Genomic DNA, 20438 nt, shown 5'->3' with positions numbered 1-20438 from the left:
TTCGGGCACGCTTTGCGTGCCCTTCAACAAGTTGGCTACCATGCAGGACAAAACTTCCCCGCCCGATGCTGGTTTTTCTTTAAGAGATCTCGCTTTTCGTGTGCCTGGACGCACGCTGCTTCACCCCCTGTCGCTCACCTTTCCGGCGGGCAAAGTCACCGGTCTTATCGGCCACAACGGCTCCGGCAAATCCACGCTGCTGAAAATGCTTGGCCGTCATCAGCCCCCCTCTGAAGGCGATATTCTGCTCAACGGCGAGCCCCTGGCGCGCTGGAACAGCAAAGCATTCGCGCGCGAAGTGGCGTACCTGCCGCAGCAGTTGCCTGCCGCCGAAGGCATGACGGTACGCGAGCTGGTGGCGATTGGGCGCTATCCGTGGCACGGCGCGCTTGGGCGCTTCGGCACGGAAGACCGCGAGCGGGTAGAGGAGGCGATAAGCCTGGTCGGCCTGAAGCCGCTGGCGCACCGGCTGGTGGACAGCCTCTCCGGCGGCGAACGCCAGCGCGCATGGATTGCCATGCTGGTGGCGCAAAACAGCCGCTGCCTGCTGCTCGACGAACCGACGTCAGCACTGGATATCGCCCACCAGGTGGATGTGCTCGCGCTAATCCACCGCTTAAGCCAGCAGCGCGGTCTGACGGTGATCGCGGTGCTGCACGATATCAATATGGCGGCGCGCTACTGCGATCATCTGGTGGCGCTGCGCGGCGGCGAAATGATAGCCCAGGGCAGTCCGCTGGAATTAATGAACGGCGAGACGCTACAGCAAATCTACGGCATTCCGATGGGCATTCTGCCGCATCCGGCGGGCCTGGCACCGGTGAGCTTTGTCTGCTGATGCGTAATGTTCTCTCAACGCCTTTAAGCCGTCGGCGTCTGATGACGGCGATGGCGCTCTCGCCGCTGATGTGGCAGATGGCCAAAGCGCGCGCGGCGACGGTGGATCTTAAACGCATCGTGGCGCTCGAATGGCTGCCCGTCGAACAGTTGCTGGCGCTGGGCGTAACGCCTTACGCGGTGGCGGATGTGCCGAACTACCGGCTGTGGGTTAACGACCCGCCGCTGCCGGACTCGGTTATCGACGTCGGACTGCGCACCGAGCCGAACCTCGAACTGCTTACTCAACTGGAGCCGTCGCTGATGATCTGGTCGTCCGGCTATGGCCCGGCGGAAGCCCAGCTTAAGCGTATCGCGCCCGGCATGGGCGTGACCTTTACCGACGGCAAAGCGCCGCTTGCGATGGCGCGTCAGTCGCTGCTGGCGCTGGCGGAGCGGCTGGGCCTCCAGGCGGACGCGAAAGCGCATCTCGATGCGTTCGACCAGTTCCTGACACGGATGAAACCGCGCTTCGCGGCGCGGGGCAAACGCCCGCTGTTGATGATGTCGCTGCTCGACGCGCGCCATGCGCTGACTATCGGCACCAACAGCCTGTTTCAGCCGGTGCTGGACGCGGTCAACGTGCCTAACGCCTGGCAGGACGATACCAACTTCTGGGGCAGCGCGATTGTCGGCGTCGAACGGCTCGCGCAGTTTAAAGACGCTGACGTTATCTGCTTCGAACACGGCGATGACCAGGCGATGCAGCAGCTTGCCGCCACGCCGCTGTGGCAGGCGATGCCGTTTGTGCGCGCAGGGCGCTTTCAGCGCGTGCCCGCCGTCTGGTTTTACGGCGCGACGCTCTCGGCGATGCGTTTTGGCCGGGTACTCGATAATGCGCTGGGAGGCCGGGTATGAGGTCACGTCATCTGCTTTTTCCGGCGTTGCTGCTGGGGCTTTTGTTCGCGCTGGCGCTCGGCCTGAGCTGGGGCAACCTTAACGCCTTTCTGCCGCGCGCGCAGTGGCGCGAGGCGCTGTGGCGCCCGGATATCGACGCCATTGATCAGATGCTGTTCCACTACAGTCTGCTGCCGCGCTTTGCGGTGTCGCTGTTAGTGGGCGCAGGGCTTGGGCTGGTGGGCGTGCTGTTCCAGCAAGTGCTGCGTAACCCGCTTGCCGAGCCGACCACGCTTGGCGTGGCGACCGGCGCGCAGCTGGGCGTTACCGTCGCCACGCTCTGGGCGCTGCCCGGCGGCGTGCTGACGGCGCAGTTCGCGGCGCTGGCGGGCGCCTGCGTGGTCGGGCTGCTGGTGTTCGGCGTCGCCTGGGGCAAACGCCTCTCCCCGGTGACGCTTATCCTGGCAGGCCTGGTGGTGAGCCTTTACTGCGGCGCGGTCAATCAACTGCTGGTGCTCTTTCACCACGATCAGCTGCAAAGCATGTTTTTGTGGAGCACCGGCGCGCTGAATCAGAACGACTGGAGCGTGGCGGCGCGGCTGTGGCCGCAGTTGCTGGCGGGCCTGCTACTGACGCTGTTGCTGCTGCGCCCGTTAACCCTGATGGGGCTCGACGACGGCGTGGCGCGCAACCTTGGGCTGGCGTTGTCGCTGGCGCGCCTGGCCACGTTGACGCTGGCGATTGTCATTAGCGCTTTGCTGGTTAACGCGGTGGGGATCATTGGTTTTATCGGCCTGTTCGCGCCGCTGCTCGCCAAAATGCTCGGCGCGCGGCGGCTGCTGGCGCGGCTGCTGCTGGCGTCGCTTATCGGCGCGCTGCTGCTGTGGCTGTCGGATCAGTTTATCCTCTGGCTTTCCCGCGTCTGGCTGGAAGTCTCCACCGGCATGGCGACGGCGTTGTTTGGCGCGCCGCTGCTGCTGTGGCTGTTACCGCGCCTGCGTGCCATGAGCGCGCCGGAGATGAACGCGGGCGACCGTATTCCGGCGGAGCGCGGCCACCTGGCGCGCTGGACGCTGGCGGGTCTGCTGCTGCTCCTGGGCGTGGCGGCGCTGGCGCTCTGTTTTGGGCGCGATGCCGACGGCTGGGTCTGGGCGCAGGGCGATGTGCTGCGCGAGCTGCTGGGCTGGCGCTGGCCGCGCGTGCTGGCGGCGCTGTGCGCGGGCACGATGCTGGCGGCGGCGGGCTGCATTATCCAGCGGCTGACCGGCAACCCGATGGCGAGCCCTGAAGTGCTGGGCATCAGTTCCGGCGCAGCGTTCGGCGTGGTGATGATGTTGCTGTTCGTGCCGGGCGACGCCTTTGGCTGGCTGTTGCCGGCAGGGAGTGTCGGCGCGGCGGCGACGCTGATGATTATCCTGATTGCCGCCGGACGCGGCGGGTTCTCGCCGCACCGGATGCTGCTTGCCGGGATGGCGCTCAGCACGGCGTTTACCATGCTGCTGGTGATGCTTCAGGCGAGCGGCGATCCGCGTATGGCGCAGGTGATCACGTGGATCTCCGGCTCCACCTACAGCGTGACGCCGCAGCAGGCGTGGAATTCGCTGTGGGTAATGCTGGCATTGCTGGCGGTCACGCCGCTGTGCCGCCGCTGGCTGACGGTGCTGCCGCTTGGCGGCGACACCGCGCGCGCCGTAGGAATGGCGCTGACGCCGACGCGCATCGTGCTGCTGCTGCTCGCCTCGGCGCTGACCGCGGCGGCGACGCTGACCATCGGGCCGCTGAGCTTTATTGGTTTGATGGCGCCGCACATTACCCGCATGCTCGGTTTTCGCCGCGCGCTGCCGCAGCTGGTTATCGCCTCGCTGCTGGGCGGTATGCTGATGATGCTGGCCGACTGGGCGGGCCGTATGGCGATGTTCCCGTATCAGATCCCGGCAGGGTTGCTGGCGACGTTTATCGGCGCGCCGTATTTCGTTTATCTGTTACGCAAGCAGAGCCGGTAAGGATGGCGGGGGGCAGGCGCGCGCGTCGCTTACCCCCTGCATATTTAGGTAAGGTATCAGCACGGTGGCGGGTAAACGCAAGCGCACCCGCCACGCTAACACGCCCGATTACAGCGCCGCGAATACCCGGCGAGCGGCGTCGATGGTGGCGTTGATGTCTTCTTCGCTGTGCGCGACCGACATAAAGCCCGCTTCGAAAGCGGACGGCGCGAAATAGACGCCTTCTTCCAGCATCAGATGGAAGAAACGCTTAAAGCGCTCAACGTCGCATTTCACCACATCCTGATAGCAGGTCACGCTCTCAGCGTCGGTAAAGAAGATGCCGAACATCCCGCCGACATGGTTGACCACCAGCGGCACGTCCGCCTCTTTTGCGGCCTCGCGCAGGCCCTCCGCCAGCTGTGTCGTCAGCGCGTCCAGCGTGCTGTGCACACCCGGCTGCGACACTTCGCTCAGGCACGCGTAGCCTGCCGCCATGGCGATCGGGTTGCCGGAGAGCGTGCCCGCCTGATAGACCGGGCCGGTCGGGGCCAGCGCTTCCATCACTTCGCGACGTCCGCCGAACGCGCCCACCGGCATACCGCCGCCGATGATTTTGCCAAGGCAGGTCAGATCCGGCACCACGTTGTAATGCGCCTGCGCACCCGCCAGCGCGACGCGGAAACCGGTCATCACTTCATCGATAATCAGCAGCGCGCCGAATTCATCGCACAGCGCGCGCAGGCCCGGCAGGAAATCGGGCTGCGGCAGGATGCAGTTCATATTGCCCGCGACAGGCTCGACGATAATGCAGGCGATCTCCTGCGGGTAAAGCTCGAACGCCTCGCGCACCGAGGCGAGATCGTTATAGGTGCAGGTCAGGGTGTGTTTGGCGAAATCCGCCGGCACGCCTGGCGAGTTCGGCTGGCCGAGCGTCAGCGCGCCGGAGCCCGCTTTCACCAGCAGGTGATCGGCGTGGCCGTGATAGCAGCCTTCAAATTTGATGATTTTGTCGCGGCGGGTAAAGCCTCGCGCGAGACGGATGGCGCTCATGGTCGCCTCGGTGCCGGAGTTCACCATGCGCACCATATCCATCGTCGGCACCAGCTCGGTCACGAGCTGCGCCATTTTCACTTCCATCTCCGTCGGCGCGCCGAAGCTCAGGCCACGCTGCGCCGCTTCAATCACCGCGTTGCGGATAGCCGGGTGGTTGTGGCCCAGCACCATCGGGCCCCAGGAGCCGACATAGTCGATATAGGCTTTGCCGTCGGCGTCATAGAGATAAGCCCCGTCCGCCCGTTCGATAAACAGCGGCGTGCCGCCCACGCCGGTAAAGGCGCGCACCGGCGAGTTTACGCCGCCTGGGATAAGTTCGCGGGCAGCGGCAAAGAGGTTTTCAGACTTACTCATGAATCGGCTCCTGATTCGGGGAAATAGGGATAACGGACTATTCTAAGTCATCCCTTCCGGGTTATGAAAGTTTTGCCCGATTAAACCCCGACTGCCTGAAGGGCTTTTTTGAATGACGTCGCCGCCGGGCGTACAATGCGCAGCCTGAATTATCCCCGGAGAAACTGTTCGCATGAATTCGCAGACGACATCCACTCGCCGCGTCCGAGGCTTACGACGCGCCGCGATTATCCGCCAGCTCCTGCTGCGCGATAAAACGCCGCTGACGATTTTACTGCTGGCGGCGCTCACCGGCCTTGTGACGGGGCTGGCGGGCGTCGCGTTTGAAAAAGCCGTAGTCTGGGTGGCGCAGCAGCGCATCGGGCTGCTGGTGCAGACGGCAGACAGCCCGTGGCGCGTCTGGCCGCTGGCGTTTATTGTCTCCGCGCTGCTGGCTATGGTGGGCTATTTTCTGGTGCGCCGCTTCGCGCCGGAGGCGGGCGGCTCAGGCATTCCTGAGATTGAAGGGGCGCTGGAAGAGCTAAGGCCGGTGCGCTGGTGGCGGGTGCTGCCGGTGAAATTTATCGGCGGTATGGGCACGCTCGGCGCGGGCATGGTGCTGGGGCGCGAAGGGCCGACGGTGCAGATTGGCGGCAATATCGGACGCATGGTGCTGGATCTGTTTCGCCGCACCGACGCCGAAGCGCGCCACACGCTGCTGGCGACCGGCGCGGCGGCCGGGCTCGCGGCGGCCTTTAACGCGCCGCTGGCGGGCATTCTGTTTATCATTGAAGAGATGCGCCCGCAGTTTCGCTACAACCTGATTTCCATCAAAGCGGTGTTTACCGGCGTGATTATGTCGAGCATCGTGTTTCGCGTCTTTAACGGTGAGCGGGCGGTGATTGAGGTTGGACAACTGACCAACGCGCCGGTGCATACGCTCTGGCTCTATCTGCTGCTGGGCATTCTTTTCGGCGCGATCGGGCCGCTGTTTAACCGCCTGGTGCTCGGCATGCAGGATGTATTTGCCCGCCTTCATCGCGGCAATATTACCCGCTGGGTGCTGCTCGGCGGGACGATCGGCGGTTTGTGCGGCCTGCTGGCGCTATGGGAGCCGGTCGCGGCGGGCGGCGGCTTTGATCTGATCCCTGTCGCTGCGGCGGGGAATTTTACCGTCGGCATGCTGCTGTTTATTTTTATCGCCCGCGTGGTGACCACGGTGCTCTGTTTCTCCTCCGGCGCGCCGGGCGGGATTTTCGCGCCGATGCTGGCGCTCGGTACGCTGCTTGGCAGCGCATTTGGCATGGCGTGCGCCGCCTGGTTCCCGGACTGGCAGTTACAGGCGGGCACCTTCGCCATCGCCGGGATGGGGGCGTTGCTGGCCGCATCGGTGAGAGCGCCGATTACCGGCATCGTTCTGGTGCTTGAGATGACCGATAATTACCAGCTCATTTTGCCAATGATTATTACCTGTCTCGGCGCGACACTGCTCGCCCAGTTCCTCGGCGGCAAACCGCTCTATTCCACTATCCTTGCGCGTACGCTGGCGAAGCAGGAGGCGGAGCGACAGGCGCAGGCCGCCTGGCGGAATACTTGAACGATTTACCAGGGTAATAGATAATGGCCCTAAAGATCGGGTTATTCTTTGCCCGATTGCTGGTTTCCACGGGAGCAAAAAATGAGTGATGACGTAGCGCTGCCGCTGCAGTTTACCGACGCAGCCGCCAATAAAGTAAAAAGCCTGATCGCAGACGAAGACAACCCGAATCTCAAGCTGCGCGTCTACATCACCGGTGGTGGTTGCAGCGGCTTCCAGTATGGTTTTACCTTTGACGATCAGATCAACGATGGCGATATGACTATCGAAAAACAGGGCGTGTCGCTGGTCGTTGACCCGATGAGCCTGCAATATCTGGTCGGTGGCGCGGTGGATTACACCGAAGGCCTCGAAGGGTCGCGCTTTGTGGTGAATAACCCGAACGCCACCAGCACCTGCGGGTGTGGTTCTTCCTTCAGCATCTGACAGGCTGCTGAAACAAAAAAGCCGTGTTTTGCGACACGGCTTTTTTTATGGCTTACGCTTTTTCATCAAGCGCAAAGGTGGGCAGCTTCAGGTGCCAGCGAATGGCCGCAAGACGAATCGTCAGCGTTACAGCCATACCCATCATGCTGGCCTGCTCCAGCGGCACCGCGAAAGTATAAAACGCGGTGGCGTGGACAATGCCGCCTGCGATACATGCGGTGGCGTAGATTTCGGTTCGCAGGATCATCGGGATCTCGCGCGCCAGCACGTCGCGAATAATACCGCCGCCGACGCCCGTCACGACACCCATACAGATAGCCACCAGCGGCCCGGTGCCCGCCATAAACGCTTTATTCACCCCGATGCCGACAAACACCGCGAGGCCGACGGCATCCAGCACCGGTAAGATCCACTTCGGCAGACGCCGCGGCTGGCGCACCAGCGCGATGGTCAGTAAGCAGGTGACCATCGCCACCACCAGATCGGTAGGGTCTTTTACCCAGAACACCGGGCCGTGATCGAGCGCCATATCGCGGATCGTGCCGCCGCCGACCGCGGTGACGACGCCCAGCACCAGCACGCCGAAGGGGTCCATACGCAGTTTGCCCGCCAGCAAAACGCCGGAGATGGCAAACACCGCGGTGCCAATAATATCCAGCCAGTAAACCAGCATGATGTTCCTCGACTCGTTATTTTACCTCTGCCAGCGCCTGACAGAGCTGATTCGCGGCGAGGATAATACGCGGGCCCGCGCGCGCAAACCAGTCATCGTTAATGCTTATGACCGGCGCGTTGAGCTGAGGCTGCCAGAACTGCCGCGTGGCGGCGATATTTTTCTCGTCGCCGGGGATTATCACGGCCTGCGGCTGGCGGGCCAGCACCTGTTCACGGCTCACCTGCGGCCAGGGAACGGGGCTGTCGGCGAAGATATTGGCGCCGCCGCAGGTCTCGACAATTTCATTCTGAACAGATGCCCGGCTGGTGGTAAAGAGCGGACGCATACCGAACTGGATAAAGACGCGTTTTTTCGCGAGCCTCGCCGCGCGCGCGGCGAGCGTCTGCCAGCGCTGTTCGAGCGCGCGCGCTGCCGCCTGTGCCTTTTCCGGCGTCGGGCTATAAGGCGCCAGCGCGCGCAGGGCATCGGCAATCTGCGCGACATTTTGCGGATCGAGCCAGAGCACCTTAATGCCGAGCGATTTGAGCTGATTGACCTGCCGCTCCGGGTTGCCGCCGCGCCAGGCGACCAGCAGATCGGGCTTCAGGGCGACGATGCGCTCAAGGTTCATGCCCTGCCAGTTGGCGACCTGCTCAAGCTTACGCGCCGCGTCGGGGTAGTCGGAATAAGCGCTCACCGCAACGGGCGTAATGCCGGCGGCAAAGGCGAGTTCGGTATTGGCGGGGGAGAGGGTGATGACACGCGGCGCGGCGCAGAGCCACGCCGGGAGAAAAAGCAGGGCGACCAGCGCCCTGTTAAGCCAACGCTTAGCCACGGTTCAGGCTCGTGAGCAGCGTCTCTACCATCAGGCTCGACTGCTTCGCGGCCACCGCGAGGAACTCTTCAAAGCTCAGGTGCGACTGCTGATCCGCGACATCAGAAATCGCGCGCACGACAACAAACGGCACGCCGAAGTTGTGGCAGACGTGACCAATGGCGGTCGCTTCCATCTCCACCGCAATCGCCTGCGGGAAGTTATGGCGGATTTTCGCGAGATTCACCGAACCGTTAATGAACGCGTCGCCGCTCACCACCAGCCCGCGTACCGCGTGCAGGTTCAGTTGTTCAATCGTCGCCTGCGCCGCCGCGATGAGTTTCTCATCGGCTTTGAACGCCGCCGGGCAACCGGCCATCTGGCCATATTCGTAGCCGAACGCGGTGACATCGGCGTCGTGGTAGCGCACTTCGTCAGACACCACGATGTCGCCCACTTTCAGCGAAGGCGCGAGGCCGCCCGCAGAACCGGTATTGATAATCACGTCAGGCTTGCAGTGCTCCAGCAGCAGCGTCGCGCCCATCGCGGCGGAAACTTTACCGATGCCCGATTTCAGCAGCGCGACGTCCACGCCATTGAGGGTGCCGGTGTAAATTTCGCAGCCGGCGATGTTCAGGGTCTGGCGGTTGTCGATTTTGTCACGCAGCAGCGTCACTTCTTCTTCCATTGCGCCAATAATGCCTGCTTTCATAGAGATACTCGCTAAATGATGGATTCAGAGGCATAGTCTATCATGGCAGACAGCAAGGATTTAATTCGCGTGCGCGCGCAGACCGGGAGGGCGGATGCAGAAAATCGATTTCCGAAACAAAATCAACTGGCATCGTCGGTATCGCTCGCCGCAGGGCGTAAAGAGCGAACACGAGATCCTGCGCATCTTTGAAAGCGATCGCGGCCGCATTATTAACTCGCCCGCGATCCGGCGTCTGCAGCAGAAAACCCAGGTGTTCCCGCTTGAGCGTAACGCCGCGGTGCGCACCCGTCTGACGCACTCCCTTGAGGTGCAGCAGGTCGGGCGCTATATCGCCAAAGAGGTCTTAAGCCGCCTGAAAGAGCAGGGGCTGCTTGAGGCTTACGGGCTGGCGGAACTCACCGGGCCGTTTGAGAGTATCGTCGAGATGGCGTGCCTGATGCACGACATTGGCAACCCGCCGTTTGGCCATTTCGGCGAGGCGGCGATTAACGACTGGTTCAGCCAGCGGCTCTTTCCGGCGGACGCCGAAAATCTGCCGGTAAGCCAGGATCGCTGCGCGGTGCAGGCGCTGCGTTTGCAGGAAGGGGAAGATGACCTTAACGCCCTGCGCCGCAAAGTGCGTCGTGATCTGTGCCAGTTCGAAGGCAATGCGCAGGGCATTCGTCTGGTGCATACGCTGCTGCGCATGAATCTGACCTGGGCGCAGGTCGGCGGCATTCTTAAATATACGCGTCCGGCCTGGCATACCGGCCCGGTGCCGGAAACCCACAGTTATCTGATGAAAAAACCGGGCTTTTATCTCTCGGAAGCGCAATATATTTCGCGGCTACGTAAAGAATTGCAATTAGACGCTTACAGTCGCTTCCCGCTCGCCTGGATTATGGAGGCGGCCGACGATATTTCCTATTGCGTGGCGGATCTTGAAGATGCCGTGGAAAAACGCATTTTCAGCGTCGAGCAGCTATATCAGCATCTTTATGACGCATGGGGCGAGCATCAGCCGGGCGATCTCTTTAACCTGGTGGTGCAAAACGCCTGGGATAAATCGGGTACGAATCAGTTACACCACAGCGCGGAAGATCAGTTCTTTATGTATCTGCGCGTCAACACGTTAAATCGTCTGGCGCCGTACGCCGCCCAGCGCTTTATTGATAATCTGCCAGCGGTATTTGACGGCTCTTTTAATCACGCGCTGCTGGAAGATGACAGCCCGTACAGCCGCCTGCTGGAGCTTTATAAGAATGTCGCGGTGCGTCATGTGTTTAACCATCCTGACGTCGAACAGCTGGAATTACAGGGCTATCGGGTCATTAGCGGCCTGCTGGACATTTATCGCCCGCTGTTGTCGCTGACGCTGGCGCAATTTCGCGAGCTGGTGGAAAAAGAGAGCGTGCGCGCGCTGCCGATTGAATCGCGCCTTTATCATAAGCTTTCTTCCCGCCATCGGCTGGCTTATATAGAAGCGGTGAATAATCTGCACCCGCAGGCGGCAGATTTCCCCGTCTGGGAATATTATTATCGCTGCCGCCTTATCCAGGACTATATCAGCGGGATGACGGATTTATATGCATGGGATGAATATCGCAGGCTGATGGCGGTGGAATAATCCCGCTGCGTTTTGTAAAGACGACCAATAAATTTTTACTTTTTTCAGAAAATTAACGGTGGAACTTCGCGCTATAAATTCGCTCTGAGTAGTCACCTTCACAGCAATTTATTTGCGTTACTTGTTAGTTGGGAATGAAACGATGAAAAAAACCACGTTAGCAATGAGTGCGCTGGCTCTGAGCCTTGGGCTGGCTTTAAGCCCGGCTTCCTTCGCCGCTGAGACGGCGTCTGCGGTGACGTCGCAGGCGATGCCGAGCCTGGCGCCGATGCTGGAAAAAGTGATGCCTTCTGTTGTCAGCATTAACGTTGAAGGCAGCACGACGGTGAATACGCCGCGTATGCCACGCAACTTCCAGCAGTTCTTCGGCGATGATTCGCCGTTCTGCCAGGAAGGCTCGCCATTCCAGAGCTCCCCATTCTGTCAGGGTGGGCCTGGCGGTGGTGACGGCGGCGGTCAGCAGCAGAAATTCATGGCGCTGGGCTCCGGCGTGATTATCGACGCTGCCAAAGGCTATGTGGTGACCAATAACCACGTGGTGGATAACGCCACCACCATCAAAGTACAGCTGAGCGACGGTCGCAAGCTGGATGCCAAAATCGTGGGTAAAGATCCGCGCTCCGACATTGCGCTTATCCAGATTCAGGATCCGAAAAACCTGACCGCGATTAAGCTTGCGGATTCTGACAGCCTGCGCGTTGGCGATTACGCGGTCGCTATCGGTAACCCGTTTGGTCTTGGTGAAACCGTGACCTCAGGTATCGTCTCCGCGCTGGGCCGCAGCGGCCTGAACGCCGAGAACTATGAAAACTTCATCCAGACCGACGCGGCGATTAACCGTGGGAACTCCGGCGGCGCGCTGGTTAACCTGAACGGCGAGCTTATCGGTATCAACACCGCGATTCTGGCGCCGGACGGCGGCAACATCGGCATCGGCTTTGCTATCCCGAGCAACATGGTGAAAAGCCTGACGTCGCAGATGGTGGAATATGGCCAGGTGAAACGCGGCGAGCTGGGGATTATGGGCACCGAGCTGAACTCTGAACTCGCCAAAGCGATGAAAGTGGACGCCCAGCGCGGCGCATTCGTAAGCCAGGTGCTGGCGAACTCTTCCGCCGCGAAAGCGGGCGTGAAAGCGGGCGACGTGATTGTTTCGCTTAACGGCAAGCCGATTAACAGCTTCGCGGCGCTGCGTGCGCAGGTCGGCACAATGCCGGTCGGTACGAAACTGACGCTTGGTCTGCTGCGTGACGGCAAACCGGTGAATGTGGAGATGGAACTGCAGCAAAGCAGCCAGACGCAGGTAGATTCGTCTTCTATCTTCAGCGGCATCGAAGGGGCGGAAATGAGCAACCGCAGCGGCAAGGATAAAGGCGTGATGGTCAGCAGCGTGAAAGCGGGCTCGCCTGCGGCGCGCATCGGCCTGAAGAAAGGGGATATCATCGTCGGCGCGAACCAGCAGCCGGTGAACAATATCGCCGAACTGCGCAAAATCCTCGACAGCAAGCCGTCTGTGCTGGCGCTGAATATCCAGCGCGGCGACAGCTCTATCTACCTGCTGATGCAGTAATGGGTCAGCGAAAAGAAAAGGCCGCAAATGCGGCCTTTTTTACGTCTGATGCCTGGCGAGAATGCGCTTATTTATTGCGGGTAAGCTTTTCGAGATCGGATTCGATCTCAGAAATCTTATTCGCCACCACGCTTTCCAGATGGCGCAGGTCATCGAGGATTTTGCGTTTCAGATCGACTTCGGTGCGATCGCGCTGGCAGATTTGATCCAGCTCGTCTATCACATAGCGCAGGTTAGGGCTAATCTCCTGCACTTCTTTGTAACCCTGACCGACGCCGTCGGCGACCACGGTTTTGCGCTGGCGTGGGTATTTAAACTTCACGCTTTTGGCGAAGAACTCGCCTCTATCCTTATGAAAGTAGATCTTCAGGATATCGTTGTTCGCTTCCTGGCGCAGACTGTAACGGTCGATTTCATCAGGATTGGTTATGCCAAGACTCTTAAGATTGTCGTACATAGCGATCCCCCTGGGGAAATATTAACCTTTAGATAATTAACGAAAAGATCCCTTTGCGCCACCTTCAAGTGTGAAAAAGGCGGGTCAGGCCCGCCTTTTTTCGTTCTGCTTAGTCGATGGTACGCAGCAGTTCGTTGATGCCCACCTTGCCGCGGGTCTTCGCGTCGACTTTCTTGACGATCACCGCGCAGTAGAGGCTGTATTTACCGTCTTTCGACGGCAGGTTGCCGGATACCACCACGGAGCCTGCCGGTACGCGGCCATAGAAGGCTTCGCCGGTTTCGCGGTCATAAATTTTGGTGCTCTGGCCGATGTAGACGCCCATAGAGATAACAGAGCCCTCTTCGACTATAACGCCTTCTACCACTTCAGAACGCGCGCCGATAAAGCAGTTGTCTTCGATGATAGTCGGGTTCGCCTGCAGCGGCTCCAGTACGCCGCCGATGCCGACGCCGCCGGAGAGGTGAACGTTTTTACCGATCTGCGCGCAGGAGCCGACGGTCGCCCAGGTATCTACCATGGTGCCTTCGTCGACATACGCGCCGATGTTGACGTAAGACGGCATCAGCACCGTGTTGCGGGCGATAAACGCGCCCTGACGGACGGCTGCCGGCGGCACCACGCGGAAGCCTTCTTTCTGGAAACGCGCTTCGTCGTAGTGGGCGAATTTCATCGGCACTTTATCGAAGTAGCGGCTTTCGGCGCCTTCGATAACCTGATTGTCGTTAATGCGAAAGGAGAGCAGCACCGCTTTTTTCAGCCACTGGTGGGTGATCCACTCGCCGTTGATCTTCTCTGCGACGCGCAGTTCGCCGCTATCCAGCAGGGCGATAACCTGGTTAACCGCCTCGCGGGTGACGGCATCGACGTTCGCCGGAGTGATATCGGCGCGGCGCTCGAAAGCGGATTCAATAACGTTCTGTAGCTGCTGCATAATTAGCTTCTTTCCTGATAACTTTTGGGTATTAAAAATTCACTACACTTTATCGTTTGGATTGAGGGCCTCTGTCAACCGTTGTCTCACCTCCTGCTGGAGCAGATTATTAAGCCCACGCCGGTCCGCTGTCGCGATTATAAATAAATCTTCTACTCGCTCGCCGATAGTGCTGATTCGGGCGCCATGAAGCGAAATACCGAGGTCGGCGAAGACCTGGCCGACGCGCGCCAGAAGCCCTGGCTGATCGAGCGCGATAAGCTCCAGAAACGACTTTCTTTCCGTGTGGGTCGGCAGGAAATTGACTTCGGTATCTACCGTAAAGTGACGCAACTTAGCGGGCTGGCGTCGCGGCTGCGGCGGCTGCCAGGTGCGCTGTGTGATGGCCTGTTCGAGCCCGTGGCGAATCGCCTCGTGACGGTCGGCCGAGAGCGGGCTGCCGTCCGGCTCCAGCACAATAAAGGTATCCATCGCCATGTCGTCGCGGGTGGTGAAGATCTGCGCGTCGTGGACGCTCAGGTTGCGTCGGTCTAGCTCGGCGCAGACTGCGGCGAACAGGTAAGGGCGGTCCGGGCTCCAGATGAAGATCTCGGTGCCGCCGCGTGTCGCCTGCGGGCTTAGCAGGATCAGCGGCTGGCTGAGATCGTGTCGGAGGAGATGGCGCGCGTGCCAGGCGAGTTGATTCGGGCTGTGACGCACGAAGTAGTTGGCACGACAGCGTCCCCAGATATGGTGCAGCGCTTCTTCGTCGATGTTTTCCATCCGCAACAGCGCGAGCGCCTGCAACTGATGGTGACGCACCCGCTCGCGCATATCGGGCGTGCTTTGCATACCGCGGCGCAGCTGTTTCTCGGTGGCGAAGTAGAGCTCGCGCAGCAGGCTTTGCTTCCAGCTGTTCCAGAGCGTTTCGTTGGTGGCGCAGATATCCGCCACCGTCAGGCAGATCAGATAACGCAGCCGGTTCTCCGTCTGCACTTCCTCGGCGAACTGTTTAATGACTTCCGGATCCTGAATGTCGCGGCGCTGCGCGGTGACGGACATCAGCAGATGATGACGCACCAGCCAGGCGACCAGTTGCGTTTCGCGCGAGTTCAGGCCGTGCAGTTCGGCGAATTTCAGAATGTCCTGCGCGCCCAGCACCGAGTGGTCGCCGCCGCGTCCTTTGGCGATGTCGTGAAACAGCGCGGCGATAAGAATCAACTCAGGGTGCGACAGGCGCGGCCAGAGCTCCACGCAGAGCGGATGTTTCGGGCGGGTCTCTTCTTTGGCGAAGCTCTCCAGCTTCAGCAACACGCGAATGGTGTGTTCATCGACCGTGTAAGCGTGGAAGAGGTCGAACTGCATCTGCCCGACAATATGCGACCACTGCGGCATATAGGCCCACAGCACGCTGTGGCGGTGCATCGGCAGCAGGCCGCGGCTGACCGCGCCGGGGTGGCGCAGCATCGCCAGAAATAGCGACCGGGCCTCGGGGATGTAGCACAGCGGCTGTTTAAGATGGCGGCGTGCGTGACGCAGGTGGCGCAGCGTGGTGGAATAAATGCCGGTGATATCCCGGTTGCGCACCATCATATAAAACATGCGCAAAATCGCCTGCGGCTCGCGAATAAAGAGCGTTTCATCGCGCAGGTCGATAAGTGAGCCGCGCAGCTGGAAGTCATCATCCAGTACCCGCGGTTTTTCGTCGGTCGTCAGGGCGAGGATCGCTTCATCGAACAGTTGCAGCAGCATCTGGTTGAGCTCGCCGACGCGGCGCGTGACGCGGTAAAAATCCTTCATCATATGCTCGACCGGCTCGTTGCCTTCGCCTTCATAACGCAGACGCTGGGCCACGCTAAGCTGGCGGTCGAAGAGCAGACGGTTATCGTAGCGGTTGAGCTCCAGATGGAACGCGAAGCGGATGCGCCAGAGCAGGTGCTGGCATTCGTCGAGTTCGTTACGCTCCGCTTCGGTCAGAAAGCCGAAGCCGACCATTTCCCGCAATGACGTAGCCCCAAAGTGACGGCGCGCCACCCATTGCAGGGTGTGGATGTCGCGCAGGCCGCCGGGGCTGCTTTTAATATCCGGTTCGAGATTGTAGCTGGTGCCGTGATAGCGCTGGTGGCGCTCGTTCTGTTCCTCTACCTTCGCCGCGAAAAATTTCTCGGAAGGCCAGAAGCCGTCGCTGAAAATGTGCTTTTGCAGTTCAAGAAACAGCGCCACGTCGCCAATGAGCAGGCGTGATTCAATCAGGTTGGTGGCGACTGTGAGATCAGATAACCCTTCCAGCAGGCACTCTTCAAGGGTGCGCACGCTGTGGCCGACCTCAAGCTTGACGTCCCACAGGAGTGTCAGCAGTTCGCCCACCTTTTGCGCCTGCGCGTCAGACAGACGCTTGCGGCTCAGGATAAGCAGATCGATATCCGAAAGCGGGTGCAGCTCGCCGCGCCCGTACCCGCCAACGGCCACCAGCGCGGTATCCGGCGTTTCGCCGAAACCGGCGGCAAGCCACAGGCGTTGCAGAAGTTGATCGATAAATTCGGTGCGGGCTTCAATCAGCTGTTCGGCGGTAAAACCGTCGTCAAAGGCGGCGCTGAGCCACTGCTGGAAAGCGTCAAGATGCTGTTTTATCTGCGCGCAGGTGAGCGCGTCGGCAGGCCAGGTGGCGGGGTTTTCAGGCTGTCCGGGAAGAGGAGCGAGCGTGGTATTCACAGACTGCTCGGGTAATGTGTTGCTCATCATGCGCCACCCATAAAAAAAGCCGGCGTTTGCCGGCTTCTTATTAATCGTTATGCGAAATGATGTTGGGTATGGTGTCGTCTTTACGCAACGTCAGAATTTCGCAGCCGTTATCCGTCACCACAATAGTATGCTCGTACTGCGCAGACAAGCTGCGATCCTTGGTTTTCACCGTCCAGCCGTCCTTCATAGTACGGATGCGGTAGTCGCCAGCGTTGACCATCGGCTCTACCGTGAAAGTCATGCCCGGCTGCAGCACCACGCCGCCGTCGTCAGCATCGTAATGCAGCACCTGCGGCTCTTCATGGAAGCCGCGGCCAATGCCGTGACCGCAATATTCGCGCACGACGGAAAAACCCTGCGCTTCAACGAATTTCTGAATCGCGGCGCCGAGGCTGCGCAGGCGAATGCCAGGCTTCACCATGCGCAGCGCGACATACAGGCTCTCCTGCGTGATGCGGCACAGGCGCTCGCCCAGAATGGTCGGCTTGCCGACGATAAACATTTTAGAGGTGTCGCCGTGATACTCATCTTTAATAACGGTCACGTCGATGTTGACGATATCGCCGTCTTTCAGCAGCTTGCCGTCGTCCGGAATACCGTGGCATACGACTTCGTTAACGGAGATGCAGACGGATTTCGGAAAGCCGTGATAGTTGAGGCTCGCGGAGATCGCGTGCTGGTGATTCGTAATGTAATCGTGACAGAGACGATCCAGTTCGCCGGTGCTGACGCCCGGTTTTACGTGTTCTTCGATCATCTCAAGCACTTCAGCGGCAAGCCTGCCCGCAACGCGCATTTTCTCGATTTCTTCAGGAGTTTTGATTGAAATAGCCATAATCTGGTCCGCTGGTGCCGGAAAATTCGGCAATACTGATAAATGTAAAACAATGGTATCAGGGCATCAGGAAGGTGCCAAATTGAGAATCATTAAGGGCGACTCCCGTGAACAATTATTGGAGTCCCTGGCGAATTTGTGATATAAAGCGCGCCGGACTTCTGTACCAGAATCCTGGCACAGAGGCGACTACTCTCACTTTGTGTAATAACACACACGTATCGGCACATATTCCGGGGTGCCCTTCGGGGTCGGTAATATGGGATACGTGGAGGCATAACCCCAACTTTTAAACAGAGGTTTTAAATCATGGCAACTGTTTCCATGCGCGACATGCTCAAGGCTGGTGTTCACTTCGGTCACCAGACCCGTTACTGGAACCCGAAAATGAAGCCGTTCATCTTCGGTGCGCGTAACAAAGTTCACATCATCAACCTTGAGAAAACCGTACCGATGTTCAACGAAGCCCTGGCTGAGCTGAGCAAAATTTCTTCCCGTAAAGGTAAGATTCTGTTCGTCGGTACCAAACGCGCTGCAAGCGAAGCGGTGAAAGAAGCTGCTAACAGCTGCGACCAGTTCTTCGTGAACCATCGCTGGCTGGGCGGTATGCTGACTAACTGGAAAACCGTTCGTCAGTCCATCAAGCGCCTGAAAGATCTGGAAACTCAGTCTCAGGACGGCACCTTCGATAAGCTGACCAAAAAAGAAGCGCTGATGCGCACTCGTGAGCTGGACAAGCTGGAAAACAGCCTCGGCGGTATCAAAGACATGGGCGGCCTGCCGGACGCACTGTTCGTTATCGACGCTGACCACGAGCACATCGCTATCAAAGAAGCAAACAACCTGGGTATCCCGGTATTTGCTATCGTTGATACCAACTCCGATCCGGACGGTGTTGACTTCGTTATCCCGGGTAACGATGACGCCATCCGTGCTGTCAGCCTGTACCTGAATGCTGTTGCTGCAACCGTTCGTGAAGGCCGCTCTCAGGATCTGGCTTCTCAGGCGGAAGAAAGCTTCGTAGAAGCTGAATAATAAGGCATGCTCTTTTAGAGCCCTTATTAACCAGGTAGTAACAAGTTTGGTTAGGGGGCCTGTCTCAGGCTCCCTTTTTTGTTTGAGTCGGGCGTGCCGGAGCCTTCCGGCAGGCCTGGACTTATCTCCCCGCACGAGATAACCGAGGATTAAAGAATGGCTGAAATTACCGCTTCCCTGGTAAAAGAGCTGCGCGAACGTACTGGCGCAGGCATGATGGAATGTAAAAAAGCTCTGGTTGAAGCTAATGGCGACATCGAGCTGGCTATCGAAAACATGCGTAAGTCTGGCGCGATCAAAGCGGCGAAAAAAGCAGGCAACGTAGCTGCTGACGGCGTGATCAAAACCAAGATCGAAGGCAACTACGGCGTTATCCTGGAAGTTAACTGCCAGACCGACTTCGTTGCTAAAGACGGCGGTTTCCAGGCGTTCGCTGACAAAGTACTGGACGCTGCTTTTGCGGGCAAAATCACTGATGTTGAAGCACTGAAAGCGCAGTTCGAAGAAGAGCGCGTTGCACTGGTTGCTAAAATCGGTGAAAACATCAACATCCGTCGCGTTGCCTCTCTGGAAGGCGACGTTCTGGCAAGCTACCTGCACGGCGCGCGTATCGGTGTTCTGGTTGCGGCTAAAAATGCTGACGAAGAGCTGGTTAAACAGCTGGCGATGCACGTTGCTGCAAGCAAGCCGGAATTCGTTAAGCCGGAAGACGTGTCTGCTGAAGTGGTAGAAAAAGAGTACCAGGTTCAGCTGGACATCGCCATGCAGTCTGGCAAGCCGAAAGAAATCGCTGAGAAAATGGTTGAAGGCCGCATGAAGAAATTCACCGGCGAAGTTTCTCTGACCGGTCAGCCTTTCGTCATGGACCCGAGCAAAACCGTTGCTCAGCTGCTCAAAGAGCATAACGCTGACGTAACCAACTTCATCCGCTTCGAAGTGGGTGAAGGCATCCAGAAAGTTGAGACTGACTTCGCAGCCGAAGTTGCTGCAATGTCCCGCCAGTCTTAATGGTGTAAAAGAGCCGCCTGAGGGCGGCTCCTTTTTATCCGTCATTCATAAATTTCGGCCTGCTCTTATATAGCCAGAGCCGGAATGCGACGCATCATGTCGCCTGAATTAACCATCCCATTCGTTGACAGTTCCAGGAAAGAAACATGGCTACCAATGCAAAACCCGTCTATAAACGCATTCTGCTCAAGCTGAGTGGCGAAGCGCTGCAAGGAGCAGAGGGCTTCGGTATCGATGCGAGCATACTGGATCGCATGGCGCAGGAAATTAAAGAGCTGGTGGAGCTGGGCATCCAGGTCGGGGTGGTGATCGGCGGCGGCAACTTATTCCGCGGCGCGGGCCTGGCGAAAGCCGGGATGAACCGCGTTGTGGGCGACCACATGGGCATGCTGGCGACCGTGATGAATGGCCTTGCCATGCGCGACGCGCTGCACCGCGCCTATGTTAACGCTCGCCTGATGTCCGCCTTCCCGTTAAACGGCGTGTGCGACAATTACAGCTGGGCTGAAGCTATCAGCCTGCTGCGCAACAACCGCGTGGTCATTCTGTCTGCCGGCACCGGCAACCCGTTCTTCACCACCGATTCCGCTGCCTGCCTGCGCGGTATCGAAATTGAAGCTGACGTGGTGCTGAAAGCAACCAAAGTCGACGGCGTTTACTCTGCAGATCCGATGCAGGATCCGACCGCGACGCTTTACGATCAGCTCTCTTACCAGGAAGTACTGGAAAAAGAGTTGAAAGTCATGGATCTGGCGGCCTTTACGCTTGCCCGCGACCACAAATTGCCGATTCGCGTATTCAACATGAACAAACCGGGCGCGCTGCGTCGCGTCGTCATGGGCGAAAAAGAAGGCACTCTGATTACAGAATAATTTTCGTTTTCAGGGAATCAGGGTAAGATTCCGCTTTAAAATCGGTTTCCGTGACCAGGCGACCCGTCGGGTGCCGCAAGACAAATAAGGCTATACTTAGCACGCAGCC

Annotated in this window: 18 protein-coding genes; 10 read left to right on the top strand and 8 right to left on the bottom strand. The window is 59.1% G+C overall.

The annotated features are described in order from the left end of the window. The first annotated feature begins 40 nt into the window (after window positions 1-40). The 3 genes from fhuC to fhuB are packed head-to-tail and all read left to right on the top strand — an operon-like array spanning window position 41 to window position 3716. On the top strand, window positions 41-838 hold the full coding sequence (fhuC, locus tag BJP61_RS17530; RefSeq protein ID WP_038864724.1) for a Fe3+-hydroxamate ABC transporter ATP-binding protein FhuC: 798 nt from the start codon (window positions 41-43) through the stop codon (window positions 836-838). After that, on the top strand, window positions 838-1734 hold the full coding sequence (gene fhuD / locus BJP61_RS17525) for a Fe(3+)-hydroxamate ABC transporter substrate-binding protein FhuD (RefSeq protein ID WP_171998863.1): 897 nt from the start codon (window positions 838-840) through the stop codon (window positions 1732-1734). Before fhuC ends, fhuD begins: the two co-directional genes overlap by 1 nt. Then, on the top strand, window positions 1731-3716 hold the full coding sequence (fhuB, locus tag BJP61_RS17520) for a Fe(3+)-hydroxamate ABC transporter permease FhuB (protein WP_075194131.1): 1986 nt from the start codon (window positions 1731-1733) through the stop codon (window positions 3714-3716). The genes fhuD and fhuB overlap by 4 nt, the downstream gene beginning before the upstream one ends. Window positions 3717-3824: 108 nt before the next feature. Here fhuB and hemL read toward each other — a convergent pair whose 3' ends face one another. After that, window positions 3825-5105 carry a glutamate-1-semialdehyde 2,1-aminomutase gene (gene hemL / locus BJP61_RS17515; RefSeq protein ID WP_075194130.1) on the bottom strand — a complete coding sequence of 427 codons (1281 nt, stop codon included), beginning with the start codon at window positions 5103-5105 and terminating at the stop codon, window positions 3825-3827. 172 nt (window positions 5106-5277) lie between these two features. Here hemL and clcA point away from each other — a divergent pair, with 172 nt between their 5' ends. Continuing rightward, on the top strand, window positions 5278-6681 hold the full coding sequence (gene clcA / locus BJP61_RS17510; protein WP_171998861.1) for a H(+)/Cl(-) exchange transporter ClcA: 1404 nt from the start codon (window positions 5278-5280) through the stop codon (window positions 6679-6681). A gap of 81 nt (window positions 6682-6762) precedes the next feature. Beyond that, on the top strand, window positions 6763-7107 hold the full coding sequence (erpA, locus tag BJP61_RS17505) for an iron-sulfur cluster insertion protein ErpA (RefSeq protein ID WP_004386149.1): 345 nt from the start codon (window positions 6763-6765) through the stop codon (window positions 7105-7107). A gap of 52 nt (window positions 7108-7159) precedes the next feature. Here the strand turns inward: erpA and BJP61_RS17500 are convergent, their stop codons facing one another. Genes BJP61_RS17500 through mtnN form a run of 3 tightly spaced genes read right to left on the bottom strand, consistent with a single transcriptional unit; the run spans window position 7160 to window position 9288 of the window. Then, window positions 7160-7780, bottom strand: a complete 621-nt coding sequence (locus tag BJP61_RS17500) for a TRIC cation channel family protein (protein WP_038864714.1) — start codon at window positions 7778-7780, stop codon at window positions 7160-7162. A 16-nt stretch (window positions 7781-7796) separates the two neighbouring features. Beyond that, window positions 7797-8597, bottom strand: a complete 801-nt coding sequence (gene btuF, locus BJP61_RS17495; protein WP_171998859.1) for a vitamin B12 ABC transporter substrate-binding protein BtuF — start codon at window positions 8595-8597, stop codon at window positions 7797-7799. Beyond that, entirely contained in the window at window positions 8590-9288 is a 699-nt protein-coding gene (gene mtnN / locus BJP61_RS17490) for a 5'-methylthioadenosine/S-adenosylhomocysteine nucleosidase (protein ID WP_038864710.1), read from the bottom strand. Before mtnN ends, btuF begins: the two co-directional genes overlap by 8 nt. Window positions 9289-9382: 94 nt before the next feature. On the opposite strand from mtnN, the gene dgt reads away from it, so the two are divergent. Both dgt and degP read left to right on the top strand, forming a co-directional pair. Beyond that, entirely contained in the window at window positions 9383-10897 is a 1515-nt protein-coding gene (dgt, locus tag BJP61_RS17485) for a dGTPase (protein WP_171998857.1), read from the top strand. A 142-nt stretch (window positions 10898-11039) separates the two neighbouring features. Then, window positions 11040-12467, top strand: coding sequence for a serine endoprotease DegP (gene degP, locus BJP61_RS17480; RefSeq protein WP_038864706.1), 1428 nt, complete (start codon window positions 11040-11042; stop codon window positions 12465-12467). A 67-nt stretch (window positions 12468-12534) separates the two neighbouring features. Here degP and BJP61_RS17475 read toward each other — a convergent pair whose 3' ends face one another. The 4 genes from BJP61_RS17475 to map form a co-directional block, all read right to left on the bottom strand. Continuing rightward, window positions 12535-12924 (bottom strand): DUF3461 family protein, encoded by a 390-nt coding sequence (locus BJP61_RS17475; RefSeq protein ID WP_007718082.1) that lies wholly within the window; start codon window positions 12922-12924, stop codon window positions 12535-12537. A gap of 109 nt (window positions 12925-13033) precedes the next feature. Continuing rightward, a complete protein-coding gene (gene dapD, locus BJP61_RS17470) occupies window positions 13034-13858 on the bottom strand; it encodes a 2,3,4,5-tetrahydropyridine-2,6-dicarboxylate N-succinyltransferase (protein ID WP_171998855.1) in 825 nt (274 codons plus the stop codon). A 42-nt stretch (window positions 13859-13900) separates the two neighbouring features. Further along, window positions 13901-16576 carry a bifunctional uridylyltransferase/uridylyl-removing protein GlnD gene (gene glnD, locus BJP61_RS17465; protein WP_171999360.1) on the bottom strand — a complete coding sequence of 892 codons (2676 nt, stop codon included), beginning with the start codon at window positions 16574-16576 and terminating at the stop codon, window positions 13901-13903. Between the two features lie 43 nt (window positions 16577-16619). Further along, on the bottom strand, window positions 16620-17414 hold the full coding sequence (gene map, locus BJP61_RS17460) for a type I methionyl aminopeptidase (protein ID WP_038864703.1): 795 nt from the start codon (window positions 17412-17414) through the stop codon (window positions 16620-16622). A 309-nt stretch (window positions 17415-17723) separates the two neighbouring features. Between map and rpsB the strand changes: the two genes are divergently transcribed. The 3 genes from rpsB (at window position 17724) to pyrH (ending at window position 20329) form a co-directional block, all read left to right on the top strand. Continuing rightward, entirely contained in the window at window positions 17724-18449 is a 726-nt protein-coding gene (gene rpsB, locus BJP61_RS17455) for a 30S ribosomal protein S2 (protein WP_032984084.1), read from the top strand. Between the two features lie 156 nt (window positions 18450-18605). Continuing rightward, window positions 18606-19457: a translation elongation factor Ts gene (tsf, locus tag BJP61_RS17450; RefSeq protein ID WP_038864702.1), complete on the top strand. Its 852-nt coding sequence runs from the start codon at window positions 18606-18608 to the stop codon at window positions 19455-19457. 146 nt (window positions 19458-19603) lie between these two features. Next, entirely contained in the window at window positions 19604-20329 is a 726-nt protein-coding gene (gene pyrH, locus BJP61_RS17445) for a UMP kinase (RefSeq protein ID WP_007666699.1), read from the top strand. Window positions 20330-20438: the final 109 nt, after the last annotated feature.

This window comes from Cronobacter sp. JZ38 (genome assembly GCF_008932145.1).
In the GTDB taxonomy this organism is placed as follows: Bacteria; Pseudomonadota; Gammaproteobacteria; order Enterobacterales; family Enterobacteriaceae; genus Cronobacter; species Cronobacter muytjensii.
Note: the sequence above shows the minus strand (reverse complement) of the source record. Positions and strands in the feature narration are given on the sequence as shown.